Below are 22136 nucleotides of genomic sequence, written 5' to 3'. Positions count from 1 at the left end.
GAAAGAGAATAGGGAAAGTAAAGGTGGCGCAGCGGACGGGACTCGAACCCGCGACCTCCTGCGTGACAGGCAGGCATTCTAACCAACTGAACTACCGCTGCAACCTAAACGAATGGTGGGAATTACAAGACTCGAACTTGTGACATCTACCTTGTAAGGGTAGCGCTCTACCAACTGAGCTAAACTCCCAGAGTTTTAATACAAAGAAATCGAAATAACATATGGCGCAGCGGACGGGACTCGAACCCGCGACCTCCTGCGTGACAGGCAGGCATTCTAACCAACTGAACTACCGCTGCAGCCAAAAATTATGGTGGGAATTACAAGACTCGAACTTGTGACATCTACCTTGTAAGGGTAGCGCTCTACCAACTGAGCTAAACTCCCATGAGTTTATAAATAAAATAACTTGAACAAGTGGCGACCCCTAAAGGATTTGAACCTCTGTTCCTACCATGAAGTGATAGTGTCCTTGGCCACTAGACGAAAGGGTCACTGAATCAACACAATGGTGTCTCGTGATGGATTCGAACCATCGGCCCCCTCATTAAAAGTGAGATGCTCTACCGGCTGAGCTAACGAGACCTCTTCAACCATCCAAACTCGGTGATTGTGAGGGCGAAATTATAGGGGAAAGAACTCTTTTTGTCAAGGAAAAATGTCGGATTAACTAAAAAATAATTCTCGATCGATATTTAGGAGCATTTTTACCGCCATAAGGACACTTTGCTCTTGGATGTAATTACGATCCCCTTCGAAAAGAAATCGTTCGGTATGAACCGATGTTTTAGAGCGTGCACTGATATATACGGTACCGACCGGTTTTGCGTCTGTCCCTCCGGTAGGTCCGGCTACACCGCTGATAGCCAAGGAATAATCGGCATAGCTGACGTTCATGGAACCTTCTGACATTTGGAGAACGACTTCTGCGCTTACCGCACCGTGTGCTTCGATAGAATCATCGTCTACGGCTAACCAGTTGGCTTTGAGAGTGTTGGAGTAGGTAATGAGCGAACCCTCAAAAACATTGGAAGCACCGCTTTGAGACGTGAAAAAATGGGCAAGCGAACCTCCGCTGCAGCTTTCGGCGAACGAGAGTTTTTTATGATGACTCCCGAGACGTTCGATAATAAATGCGGCGATATTGGTTGCACTGATTACTTTATGATGCATAAGTCCGCGTGCTGAAGCGATAAATTGAGACAGATTTCCATGTCGACGGGTGTGGATACGGATTTTAAGCCATCCCTCTACCAGTTCGCTAAATTCCAATTTCACGTCAAAATTTTGGGCTAACGGTTCGAGAAGGGTCTGTGCACTGAGGAGCTCTTCATTGAAAAGATGAATGGTAGCCTGGCGTGATTCATCGTCTATCAGAATCGGGGGGAGAGTTTTTCCCTCTGTAGCTAAAACAACATTGATCTCCGACGTATTGTGGCTCAGTAAATAGCTGCCGTTTTCGAGAATGCTGGCACGCGACGGGATGAGCATTTGCTCTTTTAAAATCTGGTTGTCTGCCGTCACGGTACTGAGGAGTTTCCCGACAATCGTAAAGGTGCTTTTGGTTGTTACAATGATGAGCTTGGAGTCATTTTTTAAAAGCCCTTCCAAGTGTAAAAAAAGCCCTTTGTCCGATTCTTCGAAATAGCTGATTGAGTCGATAGAAGCGAGACGGCTTTTAATGCTGCGGAGGATGTATCGCTCGAATGCTTCATTCAAAATCAGCCGATTACCTACGAAAATAACATCGCGATTCATGAAGTTCCCAGATGATAAATTTGGGATAGTATAGCATAGTGACAGCAAAATTTAATCACCTGAACGCTATAATGCACCACTTTTTATATAAGGTAACAGATGGATTATAAAGAGACCCTCCTTCTACCTCAGACCGAATTTCCGATGCGCGGGAATTTGGTCCAAAATGAGCCTGTACGCTATGCGGCGTGGATTGCCAACGATGTTTACGGCAAGATGAAAGCCAATCGTAAAGATGCTCCGAGTTTTACACTGCATGACGGTCCTCCGTATGCTAACGGACATACCCATATCGGTCATGCACTCAATAAAATACTTAAAGATATTATTGTCAAATATCACTATTTTAACGGCAAATCGGTACGTTTCACCCCAGGTTGGGACTGTCACGGTCTTCCGATCGAGCAGCAAGTAGAGAAAAAACTCGGCGGAAAACAGAAAAAAGAGCTTCTAAGCACTGCTGAAGTGCGAAAAATGTGCCGCGAACATGCAAGCGAATTTGTCGGTATTCAGCGTGAAGAATTCAAGAAATTGGGTGTTATCGCCGATTGGGACAACCCTTATTTGACGATGGATTCCAAATTTGAGGCCAATATTTATCGAACTCTTTGTTCGGTTGCCAAAAAAGGGCTGTTGATCGAGCGTTCAAAACCGGTTTACTGGAGCTGGGCGGAGCGTACGGCGCTCGCAGAAGCGGAAGTCGAGTATGAAGACAAAGAAGATTATTCGATCTATGTCGCTTTTGAACTGAGCGATGAAGCCAAAGTCCGAGCAGGGATCGAAGGTTCAGCCGCTGTCGTTATTTGGACGACGACTCCGTGGACATTGCCTGCCAATACCGGGATTTCGCTCAATCCGGAAGAGATGTATGTCCGAACGTCGGATGGCTATATCGTTGCCGAAAAACGTTATAACGCTCTCATTGAAGAGGGTGTCTTTACGGGAACGGTCGTCCAAAAAATCGAAGCGAAAAAGTTTGAAAACCTCTATGCGATCAATCCTCTTAACGGACGTGCTTCCCATTTGGTTTTGGGTGAACATGTTATGATGGACAACGGTTCGGGATGTGTTCATACCGCACCGGGTCATGGGGAAGACGACTACCGAATCGGGCTTCGTTATAACCTCGAAGTGGTTATGCCGGTCGATGAGACGGGATGTTACGATCAAACGGTGATTCGTGAAAATCTCCTTCCGGATGCTGAAGCGTTTGTCGGAATGCATATTTTCAAAGCGAACGAACCGATCATTTCGCTGTTAGGTGACAAAGCGTTGAAAGTGTCCAAATTCCGTCACTCCTACCCGCACTGCTGGAGGTCGCATACTCCTCTGATTTATCGTGCGACGAAGCAATGGTTTATCAGTGTAGACGGAACTCCTGAGGGCGAATCGAAAACCCTTCGTGAAATTGCGCAGGCTGAAGTGGCAAAAACATCATTCTTCCCAGAGTCAGGACGCAACCGTCTTGGCTCAATGGTTGAAAACCGCCCTGACTGGTGTATCTCACGTCAGCGTGACTGGGGTGTACCGATCGCATTTTTCCGTGTCAAAGCGACCGGTGAAGTAATTTTGGATGAGAAAGTTCTCAACTTCATCGCAATGATTTTCGAAATGCACAGTACCGATGCATGGTACTCGATGAGTATCGAAGAACTCCTCTACCCGGGATGTGCGTATAAAGCGGATGAACTTGAAAAAGTTTCAGATATTCTCGATGTCTGGTTTGACAGCGGATCAACCTGGAATGCGGTTCTCAAATCACGAAATTATGATGCGGGAACCTATCCGGCGGATTTGTATATCGAAGGAAGCGATCAACATCGCGGATGGTTCCAGTCCTCTCTCTTTTTGAGTACGGCAGTTGAGCATATTGCACCGTATAAAGCACTTCTTACCCACGGGTTTACCGTCGATGAGAAGGGTGAGAAGATGTCCAAGTCCAAAGGAAACGTTGTCGCTCCTGAAACCGTGCTCAAAGAGTATGGTTCAGAGATTTTGCGTTTGTGGGTAGCTATGAGTGACTATCAGGGTGATTTGAAAATCTCTGCTAATATCCTCAAGCAAACAGCAGATCAATATCGTAAACTTCGTAATACATTCCGCATTATGCTTGCGAATCTTGACGGATTGGAATCGATCGTTCCCTACAGTGAGATGGGTGAAATCGATAAATGGATTGTCTCAAAGGCGAAAGAGGTTTTCGACGAAACCCATCGTCTTTTCGGAGAATACAACTTTGTTCACGGAATGAGCGGGCTTAATTATTTCATCGTCAATGAACTCAGCGGTGTTTACATCGATATTACAAAAGACCGTATGTACTGCGACGCGACAGGTTCAATTGAGCGCCGTTCAACCCAAAGTGCGATGGCTATTATCGCCCGTTCAATGCTCGGCCTTATCGCACCGATTTTGACGTACACCGCGGATGAAATTTTTGAAAATGCCCCGGCGATTTTAAAAGGGTCCGCAAACGATATTTTTGATATTACCTATCGTTCCATCGAAGCGGTTGAGAGCAGCTGGGATGATGCAACGATGAAAGTGATTCGTGAAAAATTCAATGAGATCGTTGACGGACTTAAAAAAGAGAAAGTAATCAAGAATACCCTTGAACTTGTTATCTCAACGACGTCAGAATGCGCCAAATCAATGAAAAAAGCGGATATCGAAGAATATCTGGTGATTTCAAAATGGTGCGCTTGTGAATTGAAAGATGTTTTAGGATCGTTTGAATATGAAGGGGATACATTTAATATTGCCCTCGCGACAAAAGCTAAATGTCCTCGCTGTTGGAAATACCACAGTGAAAAAGAAGAGATGGTATGCCCACGCTGCAGCGGCGTTATTTCAGGGTGGATGGTCGCTGAATGATCGATGTATCACAACCTGTACCGATGAGCTTTGTTTTTGAAACGGTCGGTGTAATTTTCGCAGTTATTGCCATGGGTATTGTGATGGTAAAACAAGCAAAACGTAGAAAGGAAAGTGTATGATAACACTCAAAGAGGCGTTAAAGCTCTCGAAAGAAGAACTTGCTTCACTCAAAGAAGAATTAAAAGCAAAAATTGCCGCAAACCCTGAATTAAATGCGTATATCGATGTTCTTAACGTCGGCGAAGGGATTCCCATTGCGATTAAAGATAACATCCAAGTAACCGGCTGGTCGGTCACGTCGGGATCAAATATCTTGAAAGGATATATTGCTCCCTATAATGCGACTGTTATCGAAAAACTGTTAGCCGCGAATATGTCGCCGTTCGGACGTACCAATATGGACGAATTCGCGATGGGTTCAACGACTGAGAGCAGCTGTTACGGCAAAACCCTTAACCCGCTTAATCACAACTGTGTCCCCGGCGGAAGTTCGGGCGGATCGGCTGCAGCGGTAGCGGCAGGGCTTGCGGTAGCGGCACTGGGGAGCGATACGGGCGGATCGATCCGTCAGCCGGCCGCTTTTTGCGGAATTGTAGGAATGAAACCGACCTACGGGCGTGTCAGCCGTTACGGGTTGGGTGCGTATGCCAGTTCGCTCGATCAAATCGGCCCTATGACCCAAAATGTCGAAGATGCGGCTATTTTATATGACATTATCCAAGGGTATGACCCGAAAGATTCGACCTCTGCAGATCGTAATGACGGAACAGTGAGCGACAAACTTGATACTAACGTTAAACTTACAATCGCTATTGTCCCTGATTATGTCAAAGATGCTTCAGCAGATGTCCGTAAAGCGTATACTAAAGCCGTTGAAGCGCTTAAAAATGCAGGCCATACCATCGTTGAAAAATCTCTTATGGACCCGAAATACGATATTTCGGCTTATTACATTACCGCTACGGCGGAAGCGACCACCAATCTCGCCCGATACGACGGTATCCGCTACGGTAATCGCGTAGAGGGAGGAAATCTCAAAGATACGTTTCTTCAAACACGATCGCAAGGATTCGGTCCGGAAGTACAACGACGTATCATGCTCGGCAACTTTGTCCTTTCGTCCGGGTATTATGATGCGTATTATGTCAAAGCTCAAAAAGTACGTCGATTGATCCAAGAGGAGTATAATAAGATTTTCGAAGAGGTCGATTTGATCCTTACTCCGGTAGCACCGCGTACAGCCTATGAATTCGGTGCGCTCAGCGATCCGCTCGAGATGTATTTGAGCGATATTTATACTATTTCAGTCAACTTGGCAGGACTCCCGGCACTCTCTTTGCCGGTGGATATTGCTGAAAACGGGATGCCCGTAGGTCTTCAACTCATAGCGGCTCCATATGCGGAGCAAACCCTATTTAACGGGGCTCTTAGCCTCGAAACTCAACTCAAAGGATAATTATCATGAATATTCGTAAACGTGCCCTCACTTTTGAAGATGTATTGCTCATCCCAAAATACTCTGAGGTTCTTCCTAAAGAGGTGAGTTTGAAAACAATGTTGACTCGTAACATTCCACTCAATATTCCGATGGTTTCTGCGGCGATGGATACGGTAACGGAATACCGAGCCGCAATTGCTATGGCACATTTGGGCGGTATCGGAATCATCCATAAAAATATGGATATCGAAACCCAAGTGAAACAGATCAAAAAAGTGAAAAAATCCGAAAGTGGAATCATTATCGATCCGATCTATGTTCACCCGGATGCAACACTTTCAGAAGCGGAAGAGTTGATGAACGAATTCAAAATTTCCGGTGTTCCGGTTGTGGACGGACACAATAAGCTCCTGGGAATTTTGACCAATCGTGACATGCGTTTTGAAAAAGATTTGAAAAAGCTGGCATCAGCGGTAATGACACCTATGCCTCTTATTACGGCAAAAGCGGGTATTACTCTCGAAGAGGCTGAGCAAATCATGCACAAAAACAAGATCGAAAAACTTCCGATTATTGATGAAAGCGGATTTTTAAAAGGTCTTATTACGATCAAAGATATCAAAAAACGGATTGAATACCCTCATGCGAACAAAGACGACTTCGGCCGCCTTCGTGTCGGTGCGGCGATCGGTGTCGGACAGCTTGATCGCGCACGTGCTCTTGTTGATGCCGGTGTTGATGTACTTGTTTTGGATTCGGCACACGGTCATTCAAAAGGGATTATCGATACAGTCAAAGCGATCAAAAAAGATATGGTTGTCGACGTCATTGCAGGAAACGTTGCGACAGGTGAAGCAACGCTTGCGTTGATCGAAGCAGGAGTTGACGGTGTTAAGGTGGGTATCGGACCGGGTTCTATTTGTACCACTCGTATCGTTGCCGGAGTAGGGGTTCCTCAAATCTCAGCTATCGATGAGTGTGCCGCAGTCGGACGTCAACACGGAGTACCGATCATCGCCGACGGCGGAATCCGCTATTCAGGTGACATTGCCAAAGCTCTTGCTGTAGGTGCGAGCGTAATTATGGCGGGATCGCTCCTCGCAGGTACTGAAGAATCTCCGGGAGATACGATCATGTACCAAGGGCGTCAATACAAATCATATCGCGGTATGGGTTCGATCGGGGCTATGACCAAAGGTTCAACGGACCGTTATTTCCAAGAGGGGACTGCAGCGGATAAATTGGTTCCTGAAGGGATCGAGGGGCGTGTACCGTTCCGCGGAAGTATTGCAGCCGTTGTTCATCAAATGATGGGTGGACTTCGCTCGTCTATGGGGTATTGCGGATCGGAAAGTATCGAAGCGTTCTGGGATAAAGCGGAATTTGTTGAAATCACCAGTGCCGGTCTTAAAGAGTCCCATGTTCATGATGTCATTATTACGCAAGAAGCGCCGAATTATCATATCTAAGTTATTTCTTCAAGAATAATCCCTATAAAATCAGTAGGGATACTTGGGAAAAAATGTGGGATGACGATACAATAATTTACAAAAAAATGTAAAGGATGATTATGCAACTCCAAACTGAAGCACTTCACGCGGGATATGACAAAGACTCTCAAAGTACGATGGCCGTTCCCATCTATCAAACAACCGCGTATGAGTTTCGAGACGTTGAACATGCGGCAAATTTGTTTGCTCTAAAAGAACTGGGAAACATCTATACCCGTTTGAATAACCCTACGACCGATGTGTTTGAAAAACGTTTTGCGACACTCGAGGGGGGAGCAGCCGGTTTAGCAACTGCCAGCGGCATGGCGGCTATTTTTTACGCAATTGCCAATGCTGCAGAGGCAGGAGACAACATAATCTGTGCTCGTCAGCTTTACGGCGGAACACTGACCCAAGCTTCGTATACATTAAAACGTTTCGGCATTACTGCACGTTATTTTGATGTTCAAAACCCGAGTGAGATCGAAGCACTGGTAGATGATAAAACCAAAGCGATTTTTTTTGAGACATTGACCAATCCGAGTATTGATGTAGCCGATATATCTGCGATTACGGCTATCGCTAAAAAAAATGGCATCCTTACGATTGTGGACAATACGGTAGCGACTCCGGTTCTTTGCCGACCATTCGAATACGGAGTGGATGTCGTCGTTCACAGTGCAAGCAAGTACACTACCGGACAAGGGCTTGCGATCGGCGGGATTATGGTTGAACGTACCGGATTAGTCGATATGATCCGTTCAAATCCTCGCTATCCTCAATTTAACGAAGCGGATGAAAGTTATCACGGACTGGTCTATGTGGATGTACCGTTGCCGTTGTTTACCTTGCGTGCCCGATTATCGCTGTTACGCGACTTGGGTGCTGTTGTGTCTCCGTTTAACTCATGGCTCTTTATTCAGGGGATCGAAACATTGTCGCTCCGCATGAGAGAACATTCACGTAACGCTCAAGCCGTTGCAGAGTTTTTGGAGTCTCATCCGTTAGTTAAAAAAGTAAACTATCCGGGGCTTCAAAGTAACAGTAACTACACGAATGCACAACGCTACTTCCAAAACGGTATGTCGAGCGGATTGCTCAGTTTTGAGGTAGAGAGTTTTGAAACGGCGAAAAAAATCGTAGACGCTACAAAACTTTTCTCTCTCGTTGTAAACATTGGAGATTCAAAATCGATCATTACCCATCCGGCATCAACGACCCATCAACAGCTCTCGAATGAGGAATTGATTGCATGCGGTGTACCATCAGGGCTTATTCGTCTTAGTATCGGTTTGGAAGCATATGATGATCTGATCGCTGATTTGAAAGCGGCGTTCGACGCGTAAAGGGTATTATGTTAAATCTGCAAATTCACACTGAACATTTTACCAATCCGCTCTATTTGGAGAGCGGACGTATTTTAGAACCGTATGACATTGTTTACGAGACATACGGAGAGCTCAATGAAGCGAAAGATAATGTGATTGTAATTTGCCATGCCCTTACAGGGTCTCATCATGCAGCCGGGACGTATGAAGGGGATAACAAAAGCGGTTGGTGGGATGGACTCATAGGTCAGGGAAAAGCGGTCGATACCGACAAATTTTTCGTGATCTGTACCAATGTAATAGGGAGCTGTTTCGGTTCTACCGGACCGATGTCACTTCGTTACCCGTATAATGAACCGTATCGCTATAAATTTCCGGTTGTGACGATTTTAGATATGGTCAAAGCACAGAGGATTCTGTTTGACCGTTTGGGGATCCATCAGGTCCATGCGATAATCGGCGGATCGATGGGAGGAATGCAGGCGCTTGCATTCGGTGTCTTTTTCCCGAATTTTGCCAAAAAGATCATCGCTATGGCAACGACGGCGGCAACACAACCGTGGGCTATTGCGTTTAACAAAGTGGCGCAAGAGGCGATTCTCAAAGATCCTGAGTTTAAAAACGGCTATTACGATCCTGAAGTCATCCGTGAAAACGGTCTTAGCGGTATGGCAATCGGCCGTATGGCAGGGCATATCAGTTTTTTATCGCATCAATCGATGGCTAAGAAATTCGGACGTGAATACAAACGGACGGATGGTTTGTTTGAATTATTCGGGAAGTTTCAGGTCGAATCGTATTTGGAGTATAACGGGTACAATTTTACCAAATGGTTTGATCCGCTCTCATATCTCTATATTACCAAAGCGATCAATATCTATGACCTTTCACGAGGGTTTGATTCACTCGAAGAGGCTTTAGGAAAAATCAATGCCGAACTTTATCTGGTCGGATTTGAAAAAGATATTCTTTTCCTCCCTTCCGAGATGGAAAATGTCCATACGATTATGCAAACATTAGGAAAATCCAACAGTGATTATCTCGAGGTAAAAAGCGATTACGGTCATGATGCTTTTTTAGTAGAAATTGATAAAATAGAGCAATACGTTCGGGAGGCACTATGAGTACGGAAGAGAGTTTTGAAACAAAAATTACGAATGCAAAAGCGATTTTGGAAAAACTAATGGATCCTGCATTACCGATGAATGAGAGTGTAAAGGCGTACGAAGAAGGGATGAAAGAACTTCGTGTCGCTGAAAAAATGCTCCAAGATGCGCAGTTGCAGATTCAAATCATCAAAAATCAGGAGCAATAATGCGTGTCGCAATACTCCAGCTCCCTTCCATCGGTATGGGGAGCAATAAACTCGAAAATTATGCCCGCGTTGCCCATCAAAAAGGGGTAAAACTTATTTTGATGGGGGAATACCTTCTCAACCCATTTTTTAAAGAGCTGGTTCAGACTCCGGTCTCTATGATTGCGGAACAAAGTGCCCATCAAATCGAAATCCTTAAGGCATTAGCCCTCAAATACGATCTTACGTTTGTTGCACCCATTGTTACGGTCAAGAAAAAAGAGTGTACGAAGATGATTGCAAAGATCAATGGACGCAGTGTTATGTATTACCCTCAGCAATTTTTGATCAATTATCCCCATTGGAACGAAGAGAAGTTTTTTAACAACCCGATTGAGCCGGTCAAACCTCCGATGATTTTTGCGTGTGAAGGGTTTAAGTTTGCTGTTATGGGGGGATTTGAGACCCATTTCGATCCATTATGGGAAGCTGTAAGCGCTAAAGCAGTTGATGCGGTATTGATCCCAAGCGCTTCAACGTTTGAGTCGCATAATCGTTGGCGCGAACTGATTAAAACACGGGCATTTACCCATAATTGCTACATTCTTCGTGCAAACCGTGTCGGAGAATATTTTGATGAGAAACATGCATGGAAGTTTTACGGTGATTCGATGGTTGTCTCTCCCGATGGGGAGATTGAAGCGGATCTTGGCAATACGGAAGAGTTATTGATTATGGATTTAGATCGTAAAAGTCTTACTGAATCGCGAAAAGGTTGGGGATTTAAAGAGGCGTTACGAAAGCGAAAATAGGTTGAAAAAGCTAATCTTTCTCTTTATAGTTTTTACATATACCCTTCAAGCTTCCATTCATATATTGCAAAACGCTCTTCAGTCTCCGATTGAAAAATCCATCTCATATATGGAAGATACAAAGGGAGACCTGACCTATCAACAAGTACAACATTCCCACTTTATTCCGTATACGCAAGAACGAAGTCTAAACTTTGGATTTACGAAGTCGGTGTATTGGTTTAAAATTGATCTTCAAAACATATCAGCCCAAGACGACACCCATTGGTGGATTAAAATTGATTACCCGCTGCTGGAGTTAATCGATATTTATCTGATCGGCCCCGATCACCGTGTGATTAAATATAAACGGATGGGAACATCGCAGCCTTTTACGTCGCGTGAAATAGCATCACATAATTTTATTTCCGAGCTTCCTCTCCAAAATATTTCCAATGCAACTCTCTTGATACGTGTGAAAACACAAAGCTCGATGCAGCTCCCGCTTGCGATCCTCTCATCAGAAAAGTTACTTGAAGAGACGGAACAGAATAATCTCTTTGTAGGCGGATATTACGGCATCTTTTTTATCGTCTTGCTGTATAACATCGTTTTGTATATTTATACACGTGATCAAAATTATCTTCGCTATATACTTTTCATTACCTCATTTATCCTTTGGCAACTCTCTTTTGACGGTTTAGGGATCAAATATCTTTGGGGGGATGGTAGATGGTTGATTGATCATGGATCGAGCGCTCTCATCGCCTTTACGGCTTTTTGTGCTCTCTATTTCAGCCGACACTTTTTAAACACTGCCATGTATGCACCTAAAATAGACAAAGCGATTATTTTGGTGATGTTGATTAGTCTGGTCATGTCAGTAGCTTCCGCAATTTTTCCGTACGGCGATGTCATTCCGATCAATGCCGCGCTGGCATCGTTTATCCCGATCATTTTGTTGATAGCGGGCGTAGTTGTGATGCAGCATGAACACAGGGCTGCGCGGTTTTATGTGGCAGGATGGAGCTCTTTTTTAATTGCAACCATTATTTTTGCTTTCAACAAATTTGATCTTATCCCGACATTTTACGGAGTGAATCATGTACAGCAGATCGGATCGGCGATTGAGATGATTTTTCTCTCTCTTGCGTTAGCCGATCGGGTTTATCTTTTGCAGCGTGAATACATCGGTAAGCTCAATCGTCTAAACGATACACTCACGGAAAAAGTAGAAGTTGCATTGAATGAAGCACGGATGAAAGACCGTTTGTTTGTACAACAATCCAGATTGGCGGCAATGGGGGAAATGATTGAACAAATCGCCCATCAATGGCGACAGCCACTTCATACACTGGCTTTGATTAATCAAGATATGTATATCAACCAGAAGCTGGGAAAATGCGATAACGAGTGTTTTGAACAAAGTCACAGCAGTATAGATGAACATCTTCAATATCTTTCCAAAACCATTGATGATTTTCGAAATTTTTACAAAACGGATAAGTCTAAATCACTTGAAGACCTAGGAAAGCTGGCTGTTGATGCACTGCGTTTGAGTGACGTATTTTTAAAATACGCAAAGATCAAGACGGAATTACATGTCTCCGCAGTCAATAAAGTGAACATTGCTAAAAATGAAATGGTTCATGTATTGATGAATCTGATAAAAAATTCCCATGATGCGATTGTAGAACAACGGATAAGCGATGGAAAAATTACAATCAATGTGGAAGATTTCGGATCAGGGGTTAAAATTAGTGTCGAAGATAATGCCGGAGGAATATCTCCAAATGTAATGGAGAAAATTTTTGATATCTATTTTACGACTAAGGATCCGGATCATGGTACCGGTTTGGGATTACATATGTCAAAATATATTATTGAAGAGAGTTTCGGAGGGAAAATTTCAGTCGAAAATATTCCGGGTGGGGCCCGCTTTATTATCTTTCTTATTGGGGAAGAAGAACAAGCATTACCAATTCACGATGAGAGTCACAGGAGAAACATATGATGCATTATTTCCACCGTCAGGTTCAGTTATGGGGTGAAGAGACACAACAATCTCTTCAGGGTAAACGAATTGCCATAATAGGCAGTGGTGGGCTAGGAAGTTCCTTGGCTTTTGCTTTGGGTTCATCAGGCATCGGTGCGATCCATATGGTGGATTTTGATGAGGTAAGTCTTCACAATATCCATCGGCAAATTGCGTTTAAAATGGGAGATGAGGGGAAATACAAAGCAGAGGTGTGTGCAACACTGATAAAAGAACGTTGTCCTTATGTCGAGCCATATGCACATGTATGCAATTTCGATGAGTTTGTTCAAAAAAATATAGAGGTTGATCTTATAATCGATGCGACGGATAATCTCCCCTCACGCGGTGCAATCAATATGTATGCTAAATCTAAAGGATTGCCATGGGTATACGGATCGGTCGAAGCATTTAACGGGCAAATCTGTTTTTTCGAAGAGGCATCGTTTAATGAGCTTTTTAAAATAACGCAAAAAACGCCTGCAGGGATTGCCGCTCCGATTGTCATGCATATTGCTTCGCTTCAAGCTAATTTGGCTTTACGATACTTGGCAGGATTATCGGTTAAAAAAGATACACTGTATTATCTTTTTTTTAATGCAGAGGGTGAGTTGGTAACGCAAAAATTTGCGTTACCGAAAAGTCAAAATTAAAGGGTCGAAATATATTTAGCCAAAGCGTCAATCTGTGCATCGCTAAGCCCTTTGGCTTGTCCTTGCATGACACCTTTCATCTCTTTGCCATAGGTGCCGTCTTGGTATCCTTTGAGGGCATTTTTGACTTGGTCTTCTTTCCATCCGGCAATAATCTGTGATTTTCCGAGTGCAGATTTTTCAGCTTTGCTTCCATGGCATGCACTGCATTTTTGCCCAAATAGCGTTCCCCCGTCAATCGAGGCTGTTGTTGTAGGAGCAGCAGGAGCTGCGGCAGGTATAGGTGCTTTTGCTTCAGATGGTTGAGTGGATGCAGCCACAGGTTCAGCCGCTGTTGTTGCAACTGTTGAACTTTCGTTTGCTTCCAAAGCGGGAGAAGTTGACTGTGTTGTTATTTGTTTGGGTGCTTCAGGGGCGTTTGCCGGAGTCGAATCACTGCAACCGATGATAAGAAGAGAAGAAATAAGGGGTAATATGTATTTCATTAAGAGTACTCCTAAAATAGTTTAGGGTAGTTTACGATAAGTTAGTTTGATTTTGTTTTAAAAGAAGAAAGAAGAGTGTAAAAAGTTTCGCACCGAAGTGCGAAACAACTTGCTAAGGAAAACTTATTTAGCTGGAGTTGCAGCAGCGTCAGCAGCAGGTGCTTCAGCAGCAGGTGCAGCAGCGTCAGCAGCAGGCATAGCAGCTTCAGCGTTTGCATCAGCAGCAGGTGCAGCAGCTTCTTCAGCAGGCATAGCAGCTTCAGCTACTGGTGCAGCAGCTTCTTCAGTTTTAGCAGACTCGCTGCATCCGATAAACATTGCAGCTAAAAGTAGTGCAGATACGATTTTCATCATGTAAGGCTCCTTAAAAAATATGGCGGAAGTATACCACTACTCACCCCATTCTTGTCAAGTGGTTTTTGCAAAATTTTGAAATCTTTTTTAAAAGTCCCTAAAATAGGGACTTTGATCGGATTGAATTTTTCTAATTTTAGGCGAAAAAATGGGGTAAATGTCAACATTAAAAGAGTTGTTTTTTGACTTTTTTTGCGGATTTTCAAGTCTGTTTACCAACTGTTATCTTTTTGGCGGCATTTGGGATAGAGGAATGAGACTGTTTTATGATTATTTTTAATTGATTTTTTCGATTTTCGTTGTAAGGGTACTACTGCAAAAAGCAGCAGAACAGGAGATCGGGTGAAACGGTTTATCGTCCTGCAGGAAGGAGATTAGGCAATGGAGGTGTTTGATTCTGATTCCATCCGCCTCCCAATGCTTTATAAAGGGCAATGGTCGAAGTAAGGGCATTTTGTTTGGCAATGAGCAACTGTTGAGAAGCCTGTAGCCATTGTTGTTGGACAAGGAGCATATCACTGTAAGCGATGGTGCCGACTTGATAGCGCAATTTACTTTGCATCAGCGCTTTTTGTATCGCTGCCGTACGTGCCGTTTGATAGGTAATTTGTTCTTTTGCTTTGGCTGTTTGTCCGATGGCATTGTCCGTATCGTTAAAAGCGCTTACGATGGTTTTTTTATAGACGGCAAGGGTCTGGTTCCGATCGGCTTCCGCAGTTTTGATTTGTCCTGAAATCAAGCCTGCTGAGAAGACAGGGATACTGACTGACGGTGTTAGCTCCCATATCTTCGCAGGATTAGAGACAAAGTTACTAAGTTCCATACTTTGAATCCCTAACATACCTGTTAGTTTAATGCTTGGGAAGTATGCGGCGCGTGCGACACCTATCTGAGCGTTTGCCGCAATCAGGTTTTGTTCTGCCGATGCAATATCTGGTCGTTTGTTCAATACATCCGAAGGCAACGCTGCCGGGACGTCAGGAAGGAGAATAGCATTTAAGTCTGATACCGCAACCTTTGACGGGTTGCGTCCCAACAAGAGATTAAAAGTTGATTCTTCAGATATTTTAGCGGCTTCGAGCTGGGAGAGTGTCGCTTTGGCACTTTCTACTTCTGAAAGAGATTGGAGTAAAACACTTTCAGCGATAACACCATGTTTGTACTTAAACTCATTGAGGTGTGCAATTTCCTGTGTAACAGAAAGATTTTCACGAGCCAAATCAATTTGTCCTTGTATGGAGGAGAGTTTGATATACGATGCCGCTACATTGGATGCTATAGAAATTTTGAGTGTTTGCGAAGCATATTCCGTAGAGAGAAGTGTCGCGCGTGCCGCTTCGTTCGCACGACGTACTTTACCGAACAAGTCAATTTCATAGCTGACTAACGAAAGGGAAGATGCATAGGTGGATGTTATCCCCTCACGAAGTTGATATCCGCCGCTAGTAGCGTTGTCTACAGACTTCCGATCTAATGATCCGTTTGCATTGATCTGCGGATAAAGATACGATTTAGCTTGATCGAATTTACCTAAAATAGCGTCTACAGACGCTTGGGATGCCTGGAGATCGTAGTTTGCGGAGAGCGCACTTTCCACAGATCGTGTTAATTCGGGGTCATTGAATTGTTTCCACCATTGTGTATCTATCGTTGTTATGTTTGTCTTGTTAACATCGTTATAAATAAATGTTTCAGGAGCGGTTACCTCCGGGCGTACGTAATCGGGACCGATCGCACACCCTCCTAGCAGTCCTGCTAGGATGAGTGAGAGGGATATTCTATTCATGAATGACTCCTTTGTCCGGGGCAATTTTTTCTTTGATGGTTGAAACCCAATAATACAGGAACGGAATGAAGTAACGTTCGATAAAGGTTGCTGCTAACATCCCTCCGAACATCGCTACCCCTATCGAGAACCGTCCGGCTGCTCCGGCACCCGAACTGAAAATTAGCGGAAGCATCCCGGCTAAGAAGGCAAATGAGGTCATCATCATCGGACGGTAACGTAAACGTGCCGCTTCCATTGCTGAATCATAGATGCTTTTGCCACTATGTCGTTGTTCCTCTGCAAATTCGACAACCAAAATCGCATTTTTTGCCGAGAGAGCGATGAGTGTGAGCAAACCGATCTGGAAAAAGACGTTGTTGTTTAGAAATGGAATCAACCATACTACCGTATATGCCCCCATGATACCATACGGTACAGCGAGCATTATCGATATTGGCAATGTCCATCGTTCATACAGTGCCGCCAGGATAAGATAAACCATAACCAAGGCAAACGCCATAATTATAAGTGCTTTGGATCCGACAAGTTTTTCTTGAAGATACAATCCTTCCCAATCGTAGCTCATGGAAGAAGGGAGTATCGTATCCCCTTTGTTTTCCAAATTTTTGATCAGATCTCCTGAACTGTATCCCGGGGCGGGTGAACCCATAACAGTAGTACAGAGAACACCGTTAAAATGCTCAATCGATGAAGGGGCACTCGACATTTTGACCGTGACAACTGATGAGAGCGGGACAAGCTGACCGTTAGCGGAACGGACCCATGCACGACCGATGTCTTCAGGTGTTGCTCTATAAGGCGAATCCGCTTGCATTTGTACCCAGTAAGTTTTACCGTTTTTATCAAACTGGTTAATGTACATTGCCCCGATTGTTGCTTGAAGTGTCTGGTACACATCACTGATCGAGAGTCCCATCATTTTAGCTTTTTCACGATTTACTTCAATCGACAGTGTCGGAGTGTTGATATTCATCGTCGTGATCGGATTTTTGATACCAGGATCACTTCGCAAATTCGTTACAAAGTTGTTTGTTGCTTCGGCAAGCTTATTATAATCATTGCTTCCCGGTTGCAGCAATCGTAACACAAACATATCCGATGGTCCCATACCTCGGATCGGAGGCGGAGGCATTGCAAATACTTTTGCTTCTTTGATGGCACCGTATTTCGGTCCGAGAGAGTTAAGGATACCGAAGACTTTCAGTTCTTTGCTCGTTCGTTCATCCCACGGTTTGAGACGTGTAAAGACAACGGCAGAATTCGGCTCTTGGGAGAAGGTGAGAATATTGATACCGGTAATGGCGGTATATTTTGCAACCCCTTCTTGTTTACTTAGTATCGCTTCAACCTGTTTGACTACTTCCAGAGTACGGTTGGCCGTTGCACCGTCAGGAAGATTGATACTGGTGATAAAATATCCTTGGTCTTCCATCGGTAAAAAGGCTGTCGGAAGCGTTTTATGAAAAAATCCGATGAAAAAGTAAGTTGACAGGTAAATCACTAAAAATAGTAACGATTTCCGGATCATGAAACCGGAACGTCGGACATAGTTATCGGTCATTTTTCCGAAAGCACGATTAAACCAACGGAAGAATGCCGCCGGTTCATTTTCATGATGTTTGAGCAGTAATGCTCCGATAGCCGGGGCAAACGTCAAGGCCATGAAGCCTGAGAAAACAACGGAAATAGCGATAGTTGCGGCGAATTGTTTGTAAAGCTGTCCGGTCATTCCACCCATGAACGTGGCAGGAACAAAGACGGCACACATAACCAATACGATCGCGACGACGGGACCCGAAATTTGCCCCATTGCCTTGATCGCCGCTTCGCGCGGGGAGAGTTTTTCGTATTGGAGTATCCGCTCCATATTTTCAATGACAACGATGGCATCATCGACGACGATCCCGATTGCAAGTACAAGTCCGAAGAGAGTAAGGGTGTTGATTGAATAGCCCAATAGATACATACCAATAAAGGCACCCGTAAGAGCGATCGGGATCGACATGATCGGAATCATCGCCGCACGTGAACTTTGTAAAAAGAGGTAAATAACCAAACTGACCAATATGATTGAAGCAAATAAGGTGAAAAGGACCTCTTCAATCGAGATTTTAACGAAATCGGTCGTATCATAAGGGATATCGTATGCGATTCCATGAGGGAACTTTTTAGAGAGTTTTTCCATTTTAGCGGCAACAGCTGCAGAGGTGTCGAGCGCATTGGCATTGACATCGGCAAAAACACCGATCATGGCTGCAGGTTTTCCGTTTACGCGACCGAAGAATTCATAGTTTTGGCTTCCGAGTTCAACACGTGCAACATCGCGTAAACGGATCATAGACCCGTCACCTTTTGCACGAACGATGATATTTTGGAACTCTTCAGCTGTAGAGAAGCGCCCTTTTGAGGTGAGCTGCATTGTCCACATTTGCTCATCATTCGTAGGGGCTTGTCCCAAACGTCCGGGTGAGACTTGGAGGTTTTGATCTTTGATGGCAGCAGCAATTTCAGATGTACTGACCCCTAAGGATGCCATTTTATCCGGATTAAGCCATATGCGCATTGCATAATCGCGCTGTCCGAAAATCTGTGAACGTCCGGCACCCGGAATTTTTTTGATCTCGTCGATGAGGTTCGCCGAAATATAGTTACTGATTTGGGTTGAATCGTAGCTTCCATCCGGTGACGTGATCGCTACCAATAACAAAATATCGGACGTTTTTTTCTGAACGGTCACACCCAAATCACGGGTTGTTTGGGGAAGTTGGGAAATGACCGAGTTGATACGGTTTTGGACATCGACTGCCGCTAAATCTTGGTTGACACCGATATTGAAGGTACATGTGATCGTCGCCGTTCCTGGGAGGGCAGCTGCTTTGGAAGACATGTACATTAACCCATCGGCTCCGGAGATCTGGGACTCTAGCGGAGTGAGAATATTGTTAGCAATGGTTTGTGCATCCGCCCCCGGATATTGTGCCGTAACGACAACCGTAGGAGGAGTTAGATTCGGAAGCTGTGAGATAGGGAGCGATTTTATCGCTACAAATCCGAGCAGCATGATAATCATTGCTATAACAGCCGATAATATAGGGCGGTTAATAAAGTATTTACTAAACATCATTATTTCGTATTCGGAATTACTTCCGCTCCCGGTTTGAGTTTAGGAAGTCCGTCTGCCGCAATTTTGTCACCTGCATTGATACCGCTCTCTATGAGAATGTTTTCACCTACCCACTCTCCCGCAACAACGGGTTTCGGCGTTACGGTATTATTGGATTCGATGCTGTAGACAAATTTCCCTTTTTCACCCGTCAGAAGTGTTTTTTGAGGAACATAGAGGGCATTTTTCCACTCCATCCCTTTCACTTTTACGTGAACAAACTGCCCCGGAAGAAGTTTATGATCACTGTTATCGATCTCAGCCCGATACGTGATATTTCCGGTTGTCGAATCAATAAACGGTGCGATGAAATTGATGGAACCTTTACGGGCCAATGTCGTTCCGTCACTGAGGGTCAGCTCGATTTCGTATTTCCCATCTTTCGGTGCAGTGAGTTTACCGCTGGCAATCGCATTTTGTCGGGCAATTTTTTCATTTTCGCTAAAGGTAAAGTTGACATACATCGGATCGGTTTGATACACGGTTGTTAGCAATCCGTTTGCCCCCGCAGCAACGTACGTACCGACATCCATTTTGGATTTATCGACAAACCCGCTGATTGGAGAGGTTACATTGGTATAGCTGAGGTTGAGCTTGGCTTGCTCGAGTGTGGCTTTAGCTGCAGATACCGCTGCAGCGGTGCTACGCTCATTTGCGGTTGCCGTATCCAAATCTTGTTGACTTGCGGCATTCGCTTCTGCAAGAGGTTTGATACGGTTTAAGACCGCTTTGGCATTTGTGTAGTTGGCAGATGCGAGTTCATACGCTGCTTTGGCACTTTCAAGGGAGTTTTTTAAATCGCTTGGATCGATAACAAATAAAGTCTCCCCTTTTTTGATAAAGGAGCCTTCCGTATACGCACGTTTTTGGAGGTAACCGTTAACACGAGCAAAAATTTGTACGGTGTAAAACGCTTGAGTCTGACCGGTTGCTTGCAAAACAGCGGGAAAATTACCGGTCTTGACCTCTGTCATTGTGACGGGTACCGGACCTTCCGGTGGTTTATCCATACCGGCAGCTTTTGGGCGTTGGCAGCCGTTTAATGCGAGTAGTAAAAAAGATGATAGGGCAAGAGAAGTGATGCGATTCATTCGGATTCCTTTATAGTGTAGTTTAAGGTTAGGCACATTTGTTTTAAGACACGCAGCGTGATAACGAGTTCTTCAGGGTCGATTCCTCGATGAAGATCGTATGTCGCTTGCGCCAAAACATCCATCGTTGGTTTTTCAAGGGCAATTCCTTGAGGGGTGAGGGTGACGAGATTGCATCGCTTATCCTGACAATCGGTCGCTCTTTGGATGAGTGAGCGTTTTTCCAAACCTGCTATCAGGCGGGTAACGCTGGTTTTGTCCTTGCCGACGAAATCAGCGATATTCTGCTGGGTTGAACTTCCTTCTTTCCATAAAACGACCATTACTTTGAACTGCTCAATCGTCATATCGATTCCGTGAAGAGCCAGTTTACGGCTGAGATAGTTGCGTGCAGCCATGGCGGAGAGGTTGGTTAGACAACCTAGTGACTCTTCGGTCGGGCATTCGCATCGATTCATAAAATTCTCCTAAATAGTTGAATATGCAACTAATTGATCGAATTCTATTTTATTTACTTGCTGAAAGTCAAGGGCGATTTGTTAATAATATTAATAATTAAGGAGACGATATGCGTTATAATCCGACGATTTTTATGGGGAAGGATTTCAAAGTACATGCTACGATTGTTTTTGCTTGCAGTTGCATTTATAGGTTCGTTATGGGGTGTAACGGTTGAGAAAAAAGTTCCGATTTTGTGTTATCACCGTTTCGGAACTGAGGTTGTTGATTCGATGACAATTAAAACCTCTGCTTTTACGGAACAGATGGAGTGGCTCAAAACAAACGGTTATACGGTTATCCCTCTTGATACCGCAGCGGCGTATCTGGAAGGCAAAGTAAAAACAATTCCCGCAAAATCAGTTGTCATTACCGTTGATGACGGTCATAAAAGCGTTTATACCGATCTGGCTCCGATCGTCAAAAAATACAAAATCCCGGTGACGCTGTTCATCTATCCAAGCGCGATCTCCAATGCCAAGTATGCGATGACGTGGGAACAGCTGCATGAGCTCGAATCGACCAAACTGTTTCATGTAGAATCTCACACTTATTGGCATCCGAATTTCAACCATGAGAAGAAAAAACTCTCACCCGAAGAGTATGCTAAGTTTGTCGATAAACAGCTCGGCGGTGCGAAGAAAAAACTCGAAGAACGCATGGGACACGAGATCAAATATCTTGCATGGGTATTCGGTATTTACGATGATGCTCTGCTGGTGGATGCGAAAAAAGCAGGTTATGAGATGGCATTTACGATTGATCGCCGTCATACCGCTTCGAGTGCTAACATGATGGCTCAAGGGCGTTATATGGTGATTAGCAAGCATGATATTAAAGCGTTCGAAAATATGGTAAACGGAGCGGAAGAAAAAAGTGCACACGGGAAAAAAGAGGCAGTAGTTTACTAAACGCAATTACCGGCTACAGCGGAATTTTAGACCAAAACGCTGGCAAAAGAGAGTTCATCTCTCGTCCAAGAGATAAAAAAAAGCCGATGTCATCGAAAAATTATCCGCAACGATCGATAATACCAATGATACGATCGATGAGACGGAAGGTCTTGTTCATGAAGGTAAAAATTTAATCCTG

18 protein-coding genes and 6 tRNA genes are annotated in these 22136 nt (G+C 44.3%); 11 read left to right on the top strand and 13 right to left on the bottom strand.

The window, feature by feature from the left end; translation table 11 throughout:
• Positions 1-24 precede the first annotated feature (24 nt).
• The 7 genes from PHE37_RS06200 to PHE37_RS06170 all read right to left on the bottom strand — a co-directional run bounded on the left by PHE37_RS06200 (position 25) and on the right by PHE37_RS06170 (position 1758).
• A tRNA-Asp gene (locus PHE37_RS06200) sits at positions 25-101 on the bottom strand.
• A gap of 12 nt (positions 102-113) precedes the next feature.
• A tRNA-Val gene (locus PHE37_RS06195) sits at positions 114-189 on the bottom strand.
• Positions 190-222: 33 nt separating this feature from the next.
• A tRNA-Asp gene (locus PHE37_RS06190) sits at positions 223-299 on the bottom strand.
• Positions 300-311: 12 nt separating this feature from the next.
• Positions 312-387: transfer RNA gene (locus tag PHE37_RS06185), tRNA-Val, on the bottom strand.
• A gap of 31 nt (positions 388-418) precedes the next feature.
• Positions 419-494 (bottom strand) — tRNA-Glu (locus PHE37_RS06180).
• A gap of 15 nt (positions 495-509) precedes the next feature.
• Positions 510-585: transfer RNA gene (locus tag PHE37_RS06175), tRNA-Lys, on the bottom strand.
• 81 nt (positions 586-666) lie between these two features.
• Positions 667-1758, bottom strand: a complete 1092-nt coding sequence (locus tag PHE37_RS06170; protein WP_299993680.1) for a CinA family protein — start codon at positions 1756-1758, stop codon at positions 667-669.
• A gap of 99 nt (positions 1759-1857) precedes the next feature.
• Here PHE37_RS06170 and ileS point away from each other — a divergent pair, with 99 nt between their 5' ends.
• From ileS to PHE37_RS06120, 10 genes are all read left to right on the top strand, one after another.
• Entirely contained in the window at positions 1858-4632 is a 2775-nt protein-coding gene (gene ileS / locus PHE37_RS06165; protein ID WP_299993679.1) for an isoleucine--tRNA ligase, read from the top strand.
• Positions 4629-4754 carry a hypothetical protein gene (locus PHE37_RS06160; RefSeq protein ID WP_299993678.1) on the top strand — a complete coding sequence of 42 codons (126 nt, stop codon included), beginning with the start codon at positions 4629-4631 and terminating at the stop codon, positions 4752-4754. Before ileS ends, PHE37_RS06160 begins: the two co-directional genes overlap by 4 nt.
• A complete protein-coding gene (gene gatA / locus PHE37_RS06155) occupies positions 4751-6091 on the top strand; it encodes an Asp-tRNA(Asn)/Glu-tRNA(Gln) amidotransferase subunit GatA (protein ID WP_299993677.1) in 1341 nt (446 codons plus the stop codon). The genes PHE37_RS06160 and gatA overlap by 4 nt, the downstream gene beginning before the upstream one ends.
• Positions 6092-6096: 5 nt before the next feature.
• Complete coding sequence (gene guaB / locus PHE37_RS06150; RefSeq protein WP_299993676.1) at positions 6097-7542, top strand: IMP dehydrogenase; 1446 nt, start codon at positions 6097-6099, stop codon at positions 7540-7542.
• 101 nt (positions 7543-7643) lie between these two features.
• Positions 7644-8909 carry an O-acetylhomoserine aminocarboxypropyltransferase/cysteine synthase family protein gene (locus tag PHE37_RS06145; protein WP_299993675.1) on the top strand — a complete coding sequence of 422 codons (1266 nt, stop codon included), beginning with the start codon at positions 7644-7646 and terminating at the stop codon, positions 8907-8909.
• 8 nt (positions 8910-8917) lie between these two features.
• On the top strand, positions 8918-10015 hold the full coding sequence (locus tag PHE37_RS06140; RefSeq protein ID WP_299993674.1) for a homoserine O-acetyltransferase: 1098 nt from the start codon (positions 8918-8920) through the stop codon (positions 10013-10015).
• Positions 10012-10206 carry an exodeoxyribonuclease VII small subunit gene (xseB, locus tag PHE37_RS06135; protein WP_299993673.1) on the top strand — a complete coding sequence of 65 codons (195 nt, stop codon included), beginning with the start codon at positions 10012-10014 and terminating at the stop codon, positions 10204-10206. The genes PHE37_RS06140 and xseB overlap by 4 nt, the downstream gene beginning before the upstream one ends.
• Complete coding sequence (locus tag PHE37_RS06130) at positions 10206-10997, top strand: carbon-nitrogen hydrolase family protein (RefSeq protein WP_299993672.1); 792 nt, start codon at positions 10206-10208, stop codon at positions 10995-10997. The genes xseB and PHE37_RS06130 overlap by 1 nt, the downstream gene beginning before the upstream one ends.
• Before the next feature lies 1 nt (position 10998).
• Positions 10999-12990 (top strand): sensor histidine kinase, encoded by a 1992-nt coding sequence (locus tag PHE37_RS06125; RefSeq protein ID WP_366881146.1) that lies wholly within the window; start codon positions 10999-11001, stop codon positions 12988-12990.
• Positions 12987-13664, top strand: coding sequence for a ThiF family adenylyltransferase (locus tag PHE37_RS06120; RefSeq protein WP_299993670.1), 678 nt, complete (start codon positions 12987-12989; stop codon positions 13662-13664). The genes PHE37_RS06125 and PHE37_RS06120 overlap by 4 nt, the downstream gene beginning before the upstream one ends.
• On the opposite strand, the gene PHE37_RS06115 is transcribed toward PHE37_RS06120, so the two are convergent.
• The 6 genes from PHE37_RS06115 to PHE37_RS06090 form a co-directional block, all read right to left on the bottom strand.
• Positions 13661-14149 carry a c-type cytochrome gene (locus PHE37_RS06115; protein ID WP_299993669.1) on the bottom strand — a complete coding sequence of 163 codons (489 nt, stop codon included), beginning with the start codon at positions 14147-14149 and terminating at the stop codon, positions 13661-13663. The two genes, PHE37_RS06120 and PHE37_RS06115, sit on opposite strands and share 4 nt — an antisense overlap.
• Positions 14150-14272: 123 nt before the next feature.
• Complete coding sequence (locus PHE37_RS06110) at positions 14273-14503, bottom strand: hypothetical protein (protein WP_299993668.1); 231 nt, start codon at positions 14501-14503, stop codon at positions 14273-14275.
• Between the two features lie 352 nt (positions 14504-14855).
• Positions 14856-16289 carry an efflux transporter outer membrane subunit gene (locus PHE37_RS06105; RefSeq protein ID WP_299993666.1) on the bottom strand — a complete coding sequence of 478 codons (1434 nt, stop codon included), beginning with the start codon at positions 16287-16289 and terminating at the stop codon, positions 14856-14858.
• On the bottom strand, positions 16282-19413 hold the full coding sequence (locus PHE37_RS06100) for a multidrug efflux RND transporter permease subunit (RefSeq protein WP_299993665.1): 3132 nt from the start codon (positions 19411-19413) through the stop codon (positions 16282-16284). Before PHE37_RS06100 ends, PHE37_RS06105 begins: the two co-directional genes overlap by 8 nt.
• Before the next feature lie 2 nt (positions 19414-19415).
• Entirely contained in the window at positions 19416-20546 is a 1131-nt protein-coding gene (locus tag PHE37_RS06095; RefSeq protein WP_299993664.1) for an efflux RND transporter periplasmic adaptor subunit, read from the bottom strand.
• Positions 20543-21004, bottom strand: coding sequence for a MarR family transcriptional regulator (locus PHE37_RS06090; RefSeq protein WP_299993663.1), 462 nt, complete (start codon positions 21002-21004; stop codon positions 20543-20545). Before PHE37_RS06090 ends, PHE37_RS06095 begins: the two co-directional genes overlap by 4 nt.
• A gap of 156 nt (positions 21005-21160) precedes the next feature.
• On the opposite strand from PHE37_RS06090, the gene PHE37_RS06085 reads away from it, so the two are divergent.
• A complete protein-coding gene (locus PHE37_RS06085; protein ID WP_299993662.1) occupies positions 21161-21955 on the top strand; it encodes a polysaccharide deacetylase family protein in 795 nt (264 codons plus the stop codon).
• The last annotated feature ends 181 nt before the right edge of the window (positions 21956-22136 follow it).

The organism is Sulfuricurvum sp., from assembly GCF_028681615.1.
Classification (GTDB): Bacteria; Campylobacterota; Campylobacteria; order Campylobacterales; family Sulfurimonadaceae; genus Sulfuricurvum.
The sequence above is the reverse complement of the archived record's forward strand: the minus strand, read 5'-3'. Positions and strand labels throughout refer to the sequence as shown.

Excerpts from the sequence above, each read along its gene's own strand:
- PHE37_RS06160 (WP_299993678.1), top strand. The coding sequence starts at position 4,629 with ATGATCGATGTATCACAACCTGTACCGATGAGCTTTGTTTTTGAAACG.
- xseB (WP_299993673.1), top strand. The coding sequence starts at position 10,012 with ATGAGTACGGAAGAGAGTTTTGAAACAAAAATTACGAATGCAAAAGCG.
- PHE37_RS06120 (WP_299993670.1), top strand. The coding sequence starts at position 12,987 with ATGATGCATTATTTCCACCGTCAGGTTCAGTTATGGGGTGAAGAGACA.
- ileS (WP_299993679.1), top strand. The coding sequence starts at position 1,858 with ATGGATTATAAAGAGACCCTCCTTCTACCTCAGACCGAATTTCCGATG.
- PHE37_RS06095 (WP_299993664.1), bottom strand. The coding sequence starts at position 20,546 with ATGAATCGCATCACTTCTCTTGCCCTATCATCTTTTTTACTACTCGCA.
- gatA (WP_299993677.1), top strand. The coding sequence starts at position 4,751 with ATGATAACACTCAAAGAGGCGTTAAAGCTCTCGAAAGAAGAACTTGCT.
- PHE37_RS06115 (WP_299993669.1), bottom strand. The coding sequence starts at position 14,149 with ATGAAATACATATTACCCCTTATTTCTTCTCTTCTTATCATCGGTTGC.
- PHE37_RS06110 (WP_299993668.1), bottom strand. The coding sequence starts at position 14,503 with ATGATGAAAATCGTATCTGCACTACTTTTAGCTGCAATGTTTATCGGA.
- PHE37_RS06090 (WP_299993663.1), bottom strand. The coding sequence starts at position 21,004 with ATGAATCGATGCGAATGCCCGACCGAAGAGTCACTAGGTTGTCTAACC.
- PHE37_RS06130 (WP_299993672.1), top strand. The coding sequence starts at position 10,206 with ATGCGTGTCGCAATACTCCAGCTCCCTTCCATCGGTATGGGGAGCAAT.
- PHE37_RS06170 (WP_299993680.1), bottom strand. The coding sequence starts at position 1,758 with ATGAATCGCGATGTTATTTTCGTAGGTAATCGGCTGATTTTGAATGAA.
- PHE37_RS06085 (WP_299993662.1), top strand. The coding sequence starts at position 21,161 with ATGCTACGATTGTTTTTGCTTGCAGTTGCATTTATAGGTTCGTTATGG.
- PHE37_RS06140 (WP_299993674.1), top strand. The coding sequence starts at position 8,918 with ATGTTAAATCTGCAAATTCACACTGAACATTTTACCAATCCGCTCTAT.
- PHE37_RS06105 (WP_299993666.1), bottom strand. The coding sequence starts at position 16,289 with ATGAATAGAATATCCCTCTCACTCATCCTAGCAGGACTGCTAGGAGGG.
- PHE37_RS06145 (WP_299993675.1), top strand. The coding sequence starts at position 7,644 with ATGCAACTCCAAACTGAAGCACTTCACGCGGGATATGACAAAGACTCT.
- PHE37_RS06100 (WP_299993665.1), bottom strand. The coding sequence starts at position 19,413 with ATGTTTAGTAAATACTTTATTAACCGCCCTATATTATCGGCTGTTATA.
- guaB (WP_299993676.1), top strand. The coding sequence starts at position 6,097 with ATGAATATTCGTAAACGTGCCCTCACTTTTGAAGATGTATTGCTCATC.